The organism is Azospirillum sp. VT-I1 (assembly GCF_055698305.1).
In genome coordinates this window covers 2,503,891-2,516,927 of record NZ_CP168800.1, presented here as the reverse complement: position 1 = coordinate 2,516,927, position 13,037 = coordinate 2,503,891, and the positions used below count along the sequence as shown (strand labels likewise).

15 protein-coding genes are annotated in these 13,037 nt (G+C 67.6%); 8 read left to right on the top strand and 7 right to left on the bottom strand.

Annotated features, from left to right (window positions below; translation table 11 throughout):
• Nucleotides 1-35: 35 nt before the first annotated feature.
• On the bottom strand, nt 36-1,049 hold the full coding sequence (locus tag AB8P05_RS12130; protein WP_472758100.1) for a DUF6352 family protein: 1,014 nt from the start codon (nt 1,047-1,049) through the stop codon (nt 36-38).
• Nucleotides 1,050-1,079: 30 nt separating this feature from the next.
• Entirely contained in the window at nt 1,080-2,078 is a 999-nt protein-coding gene (locus tag AB8P05_RS12125) for an alpha/beta hydrolase (protein WP_472758099.1), read from the bottom strand.
• Nucleotides 2,079-2,282: 204 nt separating this feature from the next.
• Here AB8P05_RS12125 and AB8P05_RS12120 point away from each other — a divergent pair, with 204 nt between their 5' ends.
• From AB8P05_RS12120 to AB8P05_RS12100, 5 genes are all read left to right on the top strand, one after another.
• The gene (locus AB8P05_RS12120; protein WP_472758098.1) at nt 2,283-2,870 is read left to right on the top strand and encodes a septal ring lytic transglycosylase RlpA family protein; all 588 of its coding nucleotides are present in this window, start codon (nt 2,283-2,285) and stop codon (nt 2,868-2,870) included.
• A 465-nt stretch (nt 2,871-3,335) separates the two neighbouring features.
• Nucleotides 3,336-3,785: a MaoC family dehydratase gene (locus AB8P05_RS12115; protein ID WP_455171021.1), complete on the top strand. Its 450-nt coding sequence runs from the start codon at nt 3,336-3,338 to the stop codon at nt 3,783-3,785.
• A 131-nt stretch (nt 3,786-3,916) separates the two neighbouring features.
• Nucleotides 3,917-4,858, top strand: a complete 942-nt coding sequence (locus tag AB8P05_RS12110) for a bifunctional riboflavin kinase/FAD synthetase (protein WP_472758097.1) — start codon at nt 3,917-3,919, stop codon at nt 4,856-4,858.
• Nucleotides 4,859-4,872: 14 nt separating this feature from the next.
• A complete protein-coding gene (locus AB8P05_RS12105; protein WP_455171019.1) occupies nt 4,873-5,049 on the top strand; it encodes a hypothetical protein in 177 nt (58 codons plus the stop codon).
• 118 nt (nt 5,050-5,167) lie between these two features.
• Nucleotides 5,168-6,370, top strand: coding sequence for a multidrug effflux MFS transporter (locus tag AB8P05_RS12100; protein ID WP_472758096.1), 1,203 nt, complete (start codon nt 5,168-5,170; stop codon nt 6,368-6,370).
• Here the strand turns inward: AB8P05_RS12100 and AB8P05_RS12095 are convergent.
• Nucleotides 6,336-6,908 carry an MgtC/SapB family protein gene (locus AB8P05_RS12095; RefSeq protein ID WP_472758095.1) on the bottom strand — a complete coding sequence of 191 codons (573 nt, stop codon included), beginning with the start codon at nt 6,906-6,908 and terminating at the stop codon, nt 6,336-6,338. The genes AB8P05_RS12100 and AB8P05_RS12095 overlap by 35 nt on opposite strands.
• 439 nt (nt 6,909-7,347) lie before the next feature.
• Here AB8P05_RS12095 and AB8P05_RS12090 point away from each other — a divergent pair, with 439 nt between their 5' ends.
• On the top strand, nt 7,348-8,484 hold the full coding sequence (locus AB8P05_RS12090; protein WP_455171016.1) for a type III PLP-dependent enzyme: 1,137 nt from the start codon (nt 7,348-7,350) through the stop codon (nt 8,482-8,484).
• Between the two features lie 211 nt (nt 8,485-8,695).
• On the opposite strand, the gene AB8P05_RS12085 is transcribed toward AB8P05_RS12090, so the two are convergent.
• Complete coding sequence (locus AB8P05_RS12085; protein WP_455171015.1) at nt 8,696-8,908, bottom strand: DUF1127 domain-containing protein; 213 nt, start codon at nt 8,906-8,908, stop codon at nt 8,696-8,698.
• A 313-nt stretch (nt 8,909-9,221) separates the two neighbouring features.
• On the opposite strand from AB8P05_RS12085, the gene AB8P05_RS12080 reads away from it, so the two are divergent.
• Together AB8P05_RS12080 and AB8P05_RS12075 are read left to right on the top strand one after the other, a co-directional pair.
• Nucleotides 9,222-9,947 (top strand): HAD family hydrolase, encoded by a 726-nt coding sequence (locus AB8P05_RS12080; RefSeq protein WP_472758094.1) that lies wholly within the window; start codon nt 9,222-9,224, stop codon nt 9,945-9,947.
• 12 nt (nt 9,948-9,959) lie between these two features.
• Nucleotides 9,960-10,310 carry a cupin domain-containing protein gene (locus AB8P05_RS12075; RefSeq protein ID WP_472758093.1) on the top strand — a complete coding sequence of 117 codons (351 nt, stop codon included), beginning with the start codon at nt 9,960-9,962 and terminating at the stop codon, nt 10,308-10,310.
• Between the two features lie 22 nt (nt 10,311-10,332).
• Here AB8P05_RS12075 and AB8P05_RS12070 read toward each other — a convergent pair whose 3' ends face one another.
• The 3 genes from AB8P05_RS12070 to AB8P05_RS12060 all read right to left on the bottom strand — a co-directional run bounded on the left by AB8P05_RS12070 (nt 10,333) and on the right by AB8P05_RS12060 (nt 12,674).
• Nucleotides 10,333-10,566, bottom strand: a complete 234-nt coding sequence (locus AB8P05_RS12070) for a hypothetical protein (protein ID WP_455171012.1) — start codon at nt 10,564-10,566, stop codon at nt 10,333-10,335.
• Between the two features lie 132 nt (nt 10,567-10,698).
• Entirely contained in the window at nt 10,699-12,201 is a 1,503-nt protein-coding gene (locus AB8P05_RS12065) for a tripartite tricarboxylate transporter permease (protein ID WP_472758092.1), read from the bottom strand.
• Nucleotides 12,198-12,674 (bottom strand): tripartite tricarboxylate transporter TctB family protein, encoded by a 477-nt coding sequence (locus tag AB8P05_RS12060; protein ID WP_472758091.1) that lies wholly within the window; start codon nt 12,672-12,674, stop codon nt 12,198-12,200. Before AB8P05_RS12060 ends, AB8P05_RS12065 begins: the two co-directional genes overlap by 4 nt.
• Nucleotides 12,675-13,037 lie beyond the last annotated feature (363 nt).

Below are 13,037 nucleotides of genomic sequence, written 5' to 3'. Positions count from 1 at the left end.
CGGGGAGGGTTGGGGTGGGGGTCTGACGCCTCCCCTCACGCCACCGACGCCAACGGCAGATTCACCAGCAAATTCTGCGGCTTCAGCTTCAGCCGCCGCCCTTCCGTCATCGCCAGCCCCAGATAGACCGGCCGGCCGGCAAGGTCCTGGCGCATGGCGGCGGGGTCGGCGAAGTCCAGGCGGAACAGCGCGAGGATGCGGGCCAGCCGGTCCTCCCCCACCTCCACCCCGTTATAGAGGTCGTTGAGGATCGCGGTCGCCGCGCTGTCGAGCCCGACATGCCAGACCCAGCGGTCGTCGCGGATATTCTGCACCGGCTGGATGCTGACCGTCACGCCCAGGAAATGCGCCACCCAGGCCTCCAGCACGCGGGCCAGCGCGTCCAGCCCGGCCGCGGCGAAGGTGATGTCCAGCACCGTGTCGTGCCGGGCGTCGCGGCCCCAGTAGAGCGGGTGGTTGGTCTCGTCAAGGATGTCCAGATCGACGCTGCGGGGCGCGGTGCCGGCCTCCACCACCAGACGGCCGAGAGAGCCGAAGCCGCCCGACGACGCCATGGTCTCCACCGTCTCGGCATCGGCGACGCGGACGCGGCCGTCGGCGACCGACACCGTCTGCTCGCGGAAGAACAGCTCCCCCGCCCGCGCGCGCAGGCCGGACGGCGTCTCATCCAGGATGCCGCGCAGGATGGCATGGGCCAGCTGGTCGATGAACAGGCTGGGCACGCCGCGGGCGCCCTCGCGGAACAGGCGGATGTAGCAGCCTTCCAGGGTTCCCGCCGCCAGCAGCCGGTCGCGGAAGGCCAGCCAGACCTGGAAATTCTCGCGCGCATCCGGATCGGTGATGGCGTCGAGCAGCGGGGCGGGCACCGTCCGCGCCGGATCGTCCAGCAAGGCGGCGTGAAGCGTGCGCTCGGCGTCGCAGGCCTCCTCCGGCGGGCGCATCTCGGGCCGCAGCAGATAGGCGCGCAGGAAATCGGGCGTCACCGCCAGATGGTTGTCGGCATCGCGGGTCAACAGGTGGAAACCGGACGCCGTCCAGAAATCGGTCATGCTGAGGGGCACCTCTGGTCCTGAAGGCGCCTATCCGACGACAGAGCCACCGGACGGCGCAAGTGTCTTGTGGACGGTCCCGTCATCGAGGGTCCTGTCGAGGAAGGCGTCGATGTCCGCCCACACCCGGTCGCGGATGGCGTCGCACTCCATCAGCAGCTCGTGCTTCGCGTCGGGATACTCGACAAGATGGGCGTTGCCGAGCCGGGCGGCCACCGTCCGGTGAAGCTCCGCCCGCACCACCCGGTCGTCGGGCGCGCTCAGCAGCAGGACCGGCGTGCGCACCCGTTCCAGCGGCAGGCCGCCATGGAGCAGCGCATCCTCCGCATCCAGCGCCGCGGCCACCCAGGCGAAGCTGACCCCGCCGACGCGCAGTTCCGGCCGCTCGGCATAGGGGGCGTGGAAGGCGGCGTAGCGCCGGGGATCGGCGGTGATCTTGTTGTCCGGCCGGAAGACGCCCTCCGCCGGGTCGTAATCGCCCTGCCACAGCGCATAGCGGGCCCCGCAGCCGCAGGCGAGCCCCAGCGTGGCCAGCGCCCGCGCCAGCCGGCGCGGCAGTGGCCCGGTGTGGATGGCGTACATCGGCGCCGCCAGCAGCACGGCGGCATAGCGGCCGGGATCGTCGCCGGCATGGCGGGCCAGCGCCAGCGTCGCCACGAGGCCGCCCATGGAGTGCGCCAGCAGGATCAGCGGCCCGCCGGTCTCCGCCGCGACCGGGGCCGCGACCTGCCGGTAAACGCAGTCGAGGTCGTCGACCAACAGCGCGAAATCCGTCAGGTGGTGGATCTGCCGGTTGGCCAGCGGCCGGTCGGACAGGCCCTGGTTGCGCCAGTCGACCGCCACCACGCGGAAGCCGCGGGCGGTCAGCGCGCCTGCGGTCTCCGCATATTTCTCGATGAACTCGGCGCGGCCGGTCAGCACCAGCGCCGTGCCGCGCGCCCGCTCCGGCATGGGCCAGACCGCGACGCGCAGCAGCACCCCGTCGGCCATCGCGACGGACCGCATCTCCACATGCCGCAGGTCCGTCATGGGCCCCGATGCAGTCCAAGCGGAATCGTCGGCCATGTTTTCTCCCTTGAACGTTGTGCTGCAGACTGGAAGAGCGACCCCGCGGACGGGCTGCCCGAATTCATCAAGACGTTCGAAACCGGAAATAGCAATGAGAACTTGGTGATGATCCGCAATGGAACTCTTTTCCTTGGAGGGTGTTGGTGCGCCGTTGGAGGTGTACCGATGAAGACAATGCGAACCATAGTCCTGGCGCTTGCCGCCACCGCCTTGAGCGGGACTGCCGTCCCGGTGCTGGCGAACGAAAAGGCCAAGGTTCCGCCCGTGCGGGTGGAGCAGCAAGAGGATGGCGAGGACATTCTCGTCCACAAGGGGGAAGCATCCTTCTACAGCCAGAAGTTCCACGGCCGCACCACCGCCAGTGGCGAGCCGATGAACCAGAACAAGCCGACCGCGGCGTCGCGCACGCTGCCGCTCGGCGCCAAGGCCACGGTCACGAACGAGGAGAACGGCAAGAGCGTCGACGTCATCGTCAACGACCGCGGCCCCTATGTCGACGGCCGGGTGATCGACCTGTCGCGCTCCGCCGCCAGGAAGCTGGACATGATCGAGGACGGGACCGCCCCGGTGACAGTGGAGGTCAAGCCGTCGGAGCAGCCGACCGACACCGCCCGCGACAAGGTGGAGGAGAAGGTCGAGCAGCTCACTCCCGACCGGCAGGTCGCGGACCGCGAAGGCCGCGGCCAGGGAAGCAGCGGCAACAGCGGCGGCACCGGCAGCGACACGGTGTCGCAGTCCGGATCGGGCAAGTAATGTTGCGGCGCGGCGAAGTCGGCCCTCCGATTCGCCGCGCCCGTCCGCCGGCAATTATTGCGCTGCCGAACAAATGGTCACCGAACAGTCAATCGGTTGAAAGGAAACGGACTTTTCCACCGCGGCGCGGTGCGGCGGCAGAAAGTCGCGCCAACGCCTGCGCCAAGGGCGGAAGCCGCGCGTCTTGTCCGATAAGTTGTTGATCGGGCGTCGCTTCCGGCGCAATACCTTCATTGCGAAGTAATCCGGACATGAGGTGTGCTCTTGCATTGCGGCGAAGCCTGCCGCGTGGGGCGGCCGCCTTGTCCGCGGTCTTGTGCGGAACGTTAGAGATTTTTTTGCATTTTTGGAGGAGACGTGGTGCCATTCCCATCGCTGCGGCGCACATGACGCATTGCAGCGAACGGCGCGGCGCCAGTGCGTCAGACGCCGGAACAGGCACCGAGAGAAAGAGGAATTGCTGCGATGGACGACGTGCGTCAGGTCCGCAAGGATACCGAAGGCTACTGCATCGAAGACCTGTCCGTCGGCATGACGGCAAGCTTCGCCAAGACGGTGACGGAAGCCGACATCGTCCTGTTCGCAGGCATTTCCGGCGACACCAACCCGGTCCACATCAACCAGGAATATGCCGCCACCACCATGTTCCAGGGCCGCATCGCCCACGGCATGCTGACGGTCGGCTTCATCTCGGCCGTGCTGGGCACCAAGCTGCCGGGGCCGGGCTGCATCTACATGAGCCAGACGCTGAAGTTCAAGGCGCCGGTCCGCGCCGGCGACACCGTGACCGCCCGCGCCACCGTCACCGAGCTGATCCCGGAAAAGCGCCGCTGCGTCATCAAGACCGTCTGCACCGTCGGCGACACCGTGGTGGTCGAAGGCGAAGCGCTGCTGATGGTCCCGTCCCGCGGCTGATTTTTCGACGCCTGACCGTTGCCTTCGGGCGACAGGACAGCGCCGGCGCGTTTACCCCGCGCCGGCGTCGGTCTATATAGACGCCCGAGCAAGCGGGCCCGCCGGGGTCCGCCCACAGCACCGGGGCGCGCATGCGACTGTACAGACACACCGCCGACCTGCCGGCCGAAGAGCGGGGCGCCGTCGTGGCGCTCGGCAATTTCGACGGCGTGCACCGCGGGCATCAGACGGTCATCGGCACCGCCCAGCGCCTGGCCGCGGAGATGGGCGTTCCATCGGCCGTCGTCACCTTCGAACCGCACCCGCGCAGCGTCTTCCGTCCCGACGACCCGCCCTTCCGGCTGACGCCCTTCCGCGTCAAGACCCGGCATATCGAGGCGCTGGGCGTCGACCAGCTGATCGTCTGCCATTTCGACGACAGCTTCCGCCACAAGACCGCGCAGGCCTTCGTCGACGAGATCCTGGTCGGCGGGCTGGGCGTCCGGCATGTCGTCTGCGGCTATGATTTCCTGTTCGGCCACAAGCGGTCGGGCGATCCGGCCTTCCTGCTGCGCGCCGGCCGCGCCCAGGGCTTCGGCGTGACCGAGGTCGGCCCGGTGTCCGATGCCGAGGGCGGCGTCTATTCCTCCACCCGCGTGCGTGACGCGCTGGTGGCCGGCCGCGCGCGCGAGGCAGCCTATGTGCTGGGCCACCCCTGGGAGATCGAGGGGCGCGTCGTCCATGGCGACCAGCGCGGCCGCACCATCGGCTTCCCCACCGCCAACATCGAGTTGGGCGAGTATCTGCGCCCGGCCTTCGGCGTCTATGCGGTGCGCGCCGGCATCGACCGCGGCGGCGAGACCGTCTGGCTGCCGGGCGTCGCCAATCTCGGCGCCCGCCCCACCGTCGACGGCACCGTGGCCCGGCTGGAGGCCCACCTGTTCGACGTCGACCTAGACCTGTACGACCTTCATCTGCGGGTGCAGATGGTGGATTTCCTGCGGCCGGAGATGAAGTTCCCCAGCTTCGACGCGCTGAAGGAGCAGATCGTCCAGGATGCCGCCGCCGCCCGCGCGGTGCTGGCCGCCGGCTGACGAGGGGACGGGGCATGGAACGGGTCCTGATGCTGCTGTTCATCCTGAACCAGGGCGGTCCGACCACGCTGGAGTTCGCCAGCATGGAGCAATGCAGGGCGGCCGAGCCGGTCATCATCCAGAACTACCGCGAGATGACCGGCAACACCGTGCTGTCGCGCTGCATCCGCATGGTGCTGCCGGCGAAGTGATGGAGCGGGCCCGCTGGACTGCAGGTCTGCCGGGCAGAGATCCGCGCTGGCGGAGATGGTTTCGTCTGATACAGTGCGGCCCCGTCCTCGCTTCCCCGCCGCGGTGCCCGCCCCTGCTATGCCCCGTCCCGATTCCCTGCCGATCCGCATGCTGCTGACCGCCCTGGTCGCCTTCGGTCCGCTGTCCACCGACCTCTATCTGCCCTCGCTGCCGGCGCTGGTCCGGGTGTTCGACACCGATGTCGTCACAGTGCAGATGACGCTGTCGATCTTCCTGATCGGCTTCGCCGTGTCGCAGCTGGTCTATGGCCCGATGTCCGACCGGTTCGGCCGGCGCCCCACCCTGCTTGTCGGGGTGGCGATCTATCTGGCGGCCAGCGCCGTCTGCGCCATGACCACCAGCATCGAGGGACTGATCGCCGCCCGCTTCTTCCAGGCTCTCGGCGCCTGCTGCGGGCCGGTGGTGGCGCGGGCGGTGGTGCGCGACGTCTTCGGGCGCGACCGGGCGGCGACGGTTCTGGCCTACATGTCGATGGCGATGGCGCTTGCCCCCGCGGTCGGGCCGATGCTGGGCGGCGTGCTGACGGAATGGTTCGGCTGGCGCGCCAACTTCGTTCTGCTGACCCTCTTCGCCTGCGGCATCCTGGCGGCGGTGTGGTCGATGCTGGGCGAGACCAACGCCCACCGCGACGAGGAGGCCCTGAGGCCCAGCAAGCTGGCCGCCAACTACCTGCTTCTGCTGCGCAACCGCGGCTTCGTCGGCTATGTGCTGGTGGTCGCCTTCTCCTACAGCGGCATCTTCTCCTTCATCTCGGGCTCGTCCTTCGTGCTGATCGACCGGCTGCACCTGACCCCGGCGCAGTATGGCGCCAGCTTCGGCGCGGTGGTGCTGGGCTATATGCTGGGGACCTTCCTGGCCGGACGGCTGACGCCGCGGCTGGGCGGCGCCCGCATGATCCGCATCGGCACGCTGCTGTCGCTCGGCGGCGGAGTCGTGGGCGGGCTGCTGGCGCTGGCCGGGGTGCTGCACCTGCTGGCCATCGTCGTGCCGGTCTTCCTGTTCATCCTGGGCACCGGGCTGACCCTTCCCAACGCCACGGCGAACGCGGTCGGCCCCTACGCCACCATGGCCGGGCTCGCCTCCTCCCTGCTGGGATTCGCGCAGATGACCATCGCCGCCGCCATCGGCATCGTCGTCGGCCACATGAACGACGGCAGCGCCCTGCCGATGATGGGAGCCATCGGTCTGGTCGGGCTGGGCGCGCTGCTGGCGCACCGGCTGCTGGTCATCCCCGCGACGCAGGGCGGGCGATCCGCCTGACACGGCCCGGCGGACGGGCGGCGCGGCGCGGCTCCCGCCCCTTGCGGTCGTCGTCGGCCCTGCGGCCCTCGTCATCCTCCTTGCCGAACTGGGGGAAGCGGTCCATCAGGACGGTGAACAGGATCGTCACCATCAGGCACAGGCCCAGCGCCATCCCCGCCAGCAGGTAGTATCCGGCGCCGCAGGCGATGCCCAGCCCGCCCGCCACCCAGATCACGGCGGCGGTGGTGGCCCCGCGCACGCTGTCGCCGGAGCGGAACATCACCCCAGCGCTGATGAAGCCGACCGCCTGGGCCACGCCCTGGATGACGCGCACCGGGTCGCTCGGCCGCTCATCGCCGCTGGCATGCAGCCCGACATAGAACTCCAGCGCCACCAGAGTCGTCAGGGCGCAGCTGATGGATATCAGCGTATGCGTGCGCAAACCCGCCGCCTTGCCGCGCATCTCGCGGTCGAGCCCGAGCAGCGCGCCGCACACGGCAGCGGCCAGCAGCCGCAACCCGATCTCCTCCACTGTCAGAACCGTAGTCAAGCCCATGAAATCACTCCGGTTTTTTTGCCCCCCAAACGGTCTGCCACTTTTTTGGGGCACGCGGCATTTTTCACTTTGAAATCGATCGCGTTGGATCTATGTAACGCGAACTCGCAAGCGCACGTGCCGCTGGCCCGCCCCTCGGCGTCTCCGAGATGTGGTTATGCAACGACGTAACGCGTGATCCCCGACCGTCCCTTAAACAAGGCGGCGACTTGGAGGTTACGATGGTTGATGTTGTTGTGGGTGGGCGCGTGCTCACCCGTCTCCGAAATTTGTCGCTCCTGGACCATACGGACAGAACAGGCTTCTGTACGGGGCAATCCAGTATTGGCGGCTTGAGCGCCTGATCAGCTTTTTCAGTTGCTGATCGGCCCGCTCGGCCGCTCCGTTCCCCCCGACTTCACCCGTTCCGTTCCATCATCTTGCGTCCCAGGAGACCTCGATGACCCAGAAGATTGCGCGCTTTTTCGAAGAGCAGCGCCCGCAGACCCCTTGCCTCGTCATCGACCTGGATGTCGTCGAGCAGAACTACAACGATCTGCACGACGCCCTGCCCGACGCCCGCATCTTCTATGCGGTGAAGGCGAACCCGGCCGCGGAAATCCTCAGCCTGCTGGCCCGTCTCGGCTCCGCCTTCGACTGCGCCTCGGTCCCGGAAATCCAGATGGCGCTGGCCGCCGGCGCCACGCCGGACCGCATCTCCTTCGGCAACACCATCAAGAAGGAAGGCGACATCCGCCGCGCCTACGAGCTGGGCGTGCGCCTGTTCGCCTTCGACAGCGAGCCGGAGCTGGAGAAGATCGAGCGCGCCGCCCCCGGCGCCCGCGTCTTCTGCCGCATCCTGACCTCGGGCGAAGGCGCCGAATGGCCGCTGTCGCGCAAGTTCGGCTGCGACCTGACGATGGCGCGCGAGCTGCTGCTGAAGGCCCGCGACATGGACGTGCAGCCCTATGGCGTGTCCTTCCATGTCGGCTCGCAGCAGAAGGACCTGATGCAGTGGGACCACGCCATCTTCCAGGTGGCGCAGCTGTTCCGCGAGCTTGAGGTTCTGGGCGTCGACCTGGGCATGATCAACCTGGGCGGCGGCTTCCCCACCCGCTACCGCACCGACGTGCCGGAATGCACCGCCTACGGCCAGGCGATCTTCGACTCGCTGCGCACCCACTTCGGCAACCACCTGCCGGAAACCATCGTGGAGCCGGGCCGCGGCATGGTCGGCAGCGCCGGCATCATCGAGAGCGAAGTGGTCCTGGTGTCGCGCAAGTCGGCCGAGGATCCGAAGCGCTGGGTCTATCTCGACATCGGCAAGTTCGGCGGTCTGGCCGAGACGATGGACGAGGCGATTCAGTACCCGATCGAGGTGCTGGGCGACGACTCCGACGCCGACCGCGAGGCGGTGATCCTGGCCGGTCCGACCTGCGACAGCGCTGACGTGCTGTATGAGCGCGCCGACTACAAGATGCCGATGGGACTGAAGTCGGGCGACCGCGTGCGCATCCACGCCACCGGCGCCTACACCACGACCTACTCGGCCGTCTGCTTCAACGGCTTCGAGCCGCTCAAGCACTACTGCATCTGAGGAAGCGGCGGGGCGGCGCCCTGCCCTTTCCGGATTTCTCCAAGAAAAAGCCCGCCTGCCGGTTCAGTCCGGCGGCGGGCTTTTCTTTTCTACCGGCTATTTTTTGTGCAGCCCATCCATTGGGCAATCCAGCGAGCGGGCAAAGAAAAGGCCGCTTCCGATCAACGGAAGCGGCCTTTTCCGGTGCGTTCGCCGGCCGGCGTGCGGACGTTCATTCCCGCCAGAACGGCTTGGACATCTCGCGCTCGGCATCCAGGCGGCTGAAGCCGATGTCCTGCAGCATACGGTCGTCCAGATAGCCCAGCTCGCGGCGGGTCACGACGCGCTGGCGCCACAGGCCGAACAGGTTCGAGGCGACTTCGACGATATGGGCGAAGGTGGAAGTGGAGCGGCCGGCTTCGGCCGAATGCAGCATGGTGGCCATGATGAAGATTCCTGAGATGTCTTGTTATGGAGGGTCCGCCGGTCGGCGATCACGTCCTCCTTGTGTGGAAATATAATTACGCTCCTTTGAGCCATGTTGCCACCCCCGACGGCAACATGCCCGCTTTGCAGGCAGCGAAGAACTCGCCATGGAATGTCACCGATCTGTGGCAAAAACGTCATTACGGATACTTACGGTTTGGCAGACGGACAATAGCGGGCACTAGCACCTTCCCGGTCTGGACAAGAGCGACCGACTTGGGCCATGTATTGTTTTACTTACGGATCAATCGAGCGGACCTGCGGACAGTCCCATGAGCGGCATACACACCCCCGGCGGCGGCCCGGGCATCCAGACCTTCGAGACCATCGGCTTCGATGGCGACGACACGCTGTGGCACAACGAATCGCTCTTCTCGATGACGCAGGACCGCTTCCGCGCCCTGCTGTCCCATGCCGCTGACCCGACCGACCTGGACCGCCGCCTGCTGGAGGCGGAACGGGCCAACCTCCGGGTATATGGCTACGGCATCAAGGGCTTCGTCCTGTCGATGATCGAGACGGCCATCGCGGTCACCGACGGCCAGGTCGCCGCCCGCGACCTGCAGAGCCTGATCGATTTCGGCAAGGCAATGCTGGAGCATCCGGTGGAACTGCTGCCCGGCGTGGCGGAGGTGGTGGAGGCGCTGTCCTCCCGCTACCGGCTGGTTCTGATCACCAAGGGCGACCTGTTCGACCAGGAAAGCAAGATCGCCCGCTCCGGACTGGCGGAGCTGTTCCATGCGGTTGAGATCGTCAGCGAGAAGGACCCGGCGACCTACCGGCGGGTGATGGACCGCCACGGCATCGACCCGACGCGCTTCCTGATGGTCGGCAACTCGGTGCGCTCGGACATCCTGCCGGTGCTGGCGACCGGCGCCCATGCCGTCCATATCCCCTACGCCATCACCTGGGCGCATGAAGAGGCCGAGGTGCCCGACGACCATTACCGCCGCCTCGACGGCATCCGGGACCTGCCGGCACTGCTGGCGTCCTGGTGAGGAGTCCTGCCGATGTCCCTGACCCTTCTGCCCGAACTGGACGGCATCGCCCCCGAGACCGGCGGCCCGGCCGCCGACCGCATCCTGTCCGGCGCCCCCGTCTTCACCACCTGGAACGGCTACGAGTCGGCGGACGGCAAACGCTTCGCCGGCGTCTGGCGGTCGACTCCCGGATCCTGGCGCATCGTCTATGACGAGTGGGAGTATTGCGAGATCCTGGAGGGCGAAAGCGTCGTCGCCCACGACGATGGCCGGAGTTGGACACTGAAGGCCGGCGACCGTTTCGTCATCGAACCGGGTTTCCAAGGCAGCTGGACGGTGGTCGCGGCCACGACCAAGCGCTATGTGGTGGTGCTGCCCTGACCGACCCGGTCTGGCGGCCTGCTCAACCGGTGAGTTCGACCGAGTTCTGGACGGTGCCGTGGCTGATGATGGTGACGGCCTTGCGCCCGATCTCCACCGCCAGCACACCCAGCGTAAGGACGGAGACGACCAGCATGAGGCGGGCGACGTCACGGGACCGGGCGCGCCTGCGGGCCTTGATCCGGCGACGGTCACGGAGCACCGCGCGCATGGCCCCATCGGTCAGACGCGATCCGAACCATGCATTGGCGGCCATGATGCGCTCCCCATCACCCCGAACAGGTATGGCCGCATTTATATAAAATTTTATCTTGTTCAGCAAGAACCGAATCCTGCGGCGTGACGCCCCAGGATTCGGTTGCGGGAGCCGGCCGCAGGCAAAGGCGCCCTACTCCTTGAAGGCGACCTCGCGCTGGCGGCGGAAGGCCGGCAGGAGGATGAGGGCCAGCAGGCCGGCGGCCACGGCAATCAGGCCGGCGCTGATCGGACGGGTGACGAAGACGGTCAGGTCGCCCTGCGACAGCAGCATGGCGCGGCTGAGATTCTCCTCCAGCAGGGGGCCGAGGACGAAACCCAGCAGCAGCGGCGCCGGTTCGCAGTCCAGCTTCTTCAGCACATAGCCGAACACGCCGAAGCCGGCCATCAGCAGCACGTCGAACACGTCGTTCTTCAGGCTGTAGGTGCCGATGCAGCAGAAGACCAGGATGGCCGGGAACAGGAAGGCGTAAGGCACGCGCAGAAGCCGCACCCAGATGCCGATCAGCGGCAGGTTCAGCACCACCAGCATGACGTTGCCGACCAGCATGCTGGCGATCATGCCCCAGAACAGGTCGGGCTGCTTGGTCATGATCTGCGGCCCCGGCGTGATGCCGTGGATCATCATCGCGCCGATCATCAACGCCATCACTGCGTTGGACGGGATGCCGAGGCTCAGCATCGGGATGAAGCTGGCCTGGGCGCCGGCATTGTTCGCGGCCTCCGGCCCGGCGACGCCCTGGATGGCGCCTTTGCCGAAGGCGGAGGGATCGCGCGCCATCTTCTTTTCCAGCGCGTAGGAGGAAAAGGCGCTGAGCGTCGCCCCGCCCCCAGGCAGGATGCCCAGGAAGGCGCCCAGCGCCGTGCCGCGTACGGCGGCCGGGAAGGCGTCCTTGAAGTCCTGCCAGCCCGGCCACAGCCGGTGGATCGGCGATGGCTCGATGCCGCGGCCTTCCGTCTCCTCCAGGTTGGCGATGATGTCGGCAAGGCCGAACAGCCCCATCGCCAGCGGCACGAAGTCCAGCCCGTCATAAAGCTGCGGGATGTCGAAGGTGAAGCGCATCTGGCCGGAATTGACGTCGGTGCCGACCATCGACAGCAGCAGCCCGACCAGGATCATCGCCACCGCCTTCACCACCGACCCGTGAGCCAGGATCACCGCGCCGATCAGGCCGACCAGCATCAGCGCCACATATTCCGACGGGCCGAAGGCCAGCGCCACCCCCGCCAGCGGCGGGCCGGCTAGCGCGATGACCAGGGTTGTGACGCAGCCCGCGAACAGCGAGGCCAGGGCGGCGGTCGCAAGCGCCACGCCGCCGCGGCCCTGACGGGCCATGGCGTTGCCGTCCAGGCATGTCATGACGGAGGAGGATTCGCCCGGCAGCTTCACCAGGATGGCCGTGGTCGATCCGCCATACTGGGCGCCATAGAAGATGCCGGCCAGCATGATCAGCGCGCCCACCGGCGGCAGGTAGAAGGTGATCGGCAGCAGGAGCGCCACCGTCGCCGTCGGTCCCAGGCCGGGCAGCACGCCGATCAGCGTGCCGATCAGGACGCCGAGGAAGCAATAGACCAGGTTCATCGGCTCGACCGACACGCCCAAACCGAGCCAGAGATTGGCGAAGACGTCCATCATGGCCAGATCTGGAGCGGCAGGCCCAGTCCCCAGGAAAAGATGGCGACGCAAGCGGAGGCCAGCGTGGCCCACAGCGCAGTGAAGGGACCGGGGCGCAACGGCCGTCCGGCGAGGCCGCCGATGCCGATCAGCGCCAGGATGGCAAGCACCAGCCCCAGCCTGTCGAGCAGGGCGGCGAAGGCGATCACGGCGACGGTGATGGCGACCGCCGGCCGCCACGCCCAGCCCAGCGTCGCCGGCCCCGCCGCGGTCAGCCCGCGCAGCAGGGTCGCCAGCCCCGCAGCCAGCAGGAGATAGCAGACGAGCCGCGGGAAGAAGCCGGCCTGCATCATGGCCAGCGATCCCGCCTCCCAGCCGCGCGCCAGCCAGAGCCCGCCGAGGGCGAGGGCGCTGAGCAGCAGCCCGGCCGCGAGATCCTGGGGCGATCTCAGCAGGGATGCTGCCGATCGGGGCGATCTCAGGGTGTGTGTCATTGGATGGATGTGTCCGATCTCTCAGCCATGCGACGGCGGCCATGTGACGGCGGCCATATACCGGCGGAGGAGCCCGACGCCGCACCCGCTCCATCGGGAATGCGGCCCGCGCCCCGGGGGACGCCGCCCGAAGCCGCCGTTCCGACCGCTGGCGCCCATCTCCGCCGGTTGCATTATTACCGCGCCACACTTCCCCGTCGAGCGCGTTGTCGCGCAAAACTCCGTTTAGGGAGAGAAATCGTGGGGGAAGTTCAAGATGTTTTTCATCAGATTTGCGGCATATTACCCGTTATGGTACATGCTGACTTTCTTCATACACGCATAATGAATGGGTGACCCCGGCGCGGCCGGGGCCGGGGCCCG

What these genes read in the sequence shown, in the direction of transcription:
- AB8P05_RS12070 (WP_455171012.1), bottom strand. Translation starts at nt 10,566, where the DNA reads ATGGCCGCCAATGCATGGTTCGGATCGCGTCTGACCGATGGGGCCATG.
- AB8P05_RS12075 (WP_472758093.1), top strand. Translation starts at nt 9,960, where the DNA reads ATGTCCCTGACCCTTCTGCCCGAACTGGACGGCATCGCCCCCGAGACC.
- AB8P05_RS12130 (WP_472758100.1), bottom strand. Translation starts at nt 1,049, where the DNA reads ATGACCGATTTCTGGACGGCGTCCGGTTTCCACCTGTTGACCCGCGAT.
- AB8P05_RS12120 (WP_472758098.1), top strand. Translation starts at nt 2,283, where the DNA reads ATGAAGACAATGCGAACCATAGTCCTGGCGCTTGCCGCCACCGCCTTG.
- AB8P05_RS12115 (WP_455171021.1), top strand. Translation starts at nt 3,336, where the DNA reads ATGGACGACGTGCGTCAGGTCCGCAAGGATACCGAAGGCTACTGCATC.
- AB8P05_RS12065 (WP_472758092.1), bottom strand. Translation starts at nt 12,201, where the DNA reads ATGATGGACGTCTTCGCCAATCTCTGGCTCGGTTTGGGCGTGTCGGTC.
- AB8P05_RS12100 (WP_472758096.1), top strand. Translation starts at nt 5,168, where the DNA reads ATGCCCCGTCCCGATTCCCTGCCGATCCGCATGCTGCTGACCGCCCTG.
- AB8P05_RS12125 (WP_472758099.1), bottom strand. Translation starts at nt 2,078, where the DNA reads ATGACGGACCTGCGGCATGTGGAGATGCGGTCCGTCGCGATGGCCGAC.
- AB8P05_RS12085 (WP_455171015.1), bottom strand. Translation starts at nt 8,908, where the DNA reads ATGGCCACCATGCTGCATTCGGCCGAAGCCGGCCGCTCCACTTCCACC.
- AB8P05_RS12110 (WP_472758097.1), top strand. Translation starts at nt 3,917, where the DNA reads ATGCGACTGTACAGACACACCGCCGACCTGCCGGCCGAAGAGCGGGGC.
- AB8P05_RS12105 (WP_455171019.1), top strand. Translation starts at nt 4,873, where the DNA reads ATGGAACGGGTCCTGATGCTGCTGTTCATCCTGAACCAGGGCGGTCCG.
- AB8P05_RS12080 (WP_472758094.1), top strand. Translation starts at nt 9,222, where the DNA reads ATGAGCGGCATACACACCCCCGGCGGCGGCCCGGGCATCCAGACCTTC.
- AB8P05_RS12095 (WP_472758095.1), bottom strand. Translation starts at nt 6,908, where the DNA reads ATGGGCTTGACTACGGTTCTGACAGTGGAGGAGATCGGGTTGCGGCTG.
- AB8P05_RS12090 (WP_455171016.1), top strand. Translation starts at nt 7,348, where the DNA reads ATGACCCAGAAGATTGCGCGCTTTTTCGAAGAGCAGCGCCCGCAGACC.
- AB8P05_RS12060 (WP_472758091.1), bottom strand. Translation starts at nt 12,674, where the DNA reads ATGACACACACCCTGAGATCGCCCCGATCGGCAGCATCCCTGCTGAGA.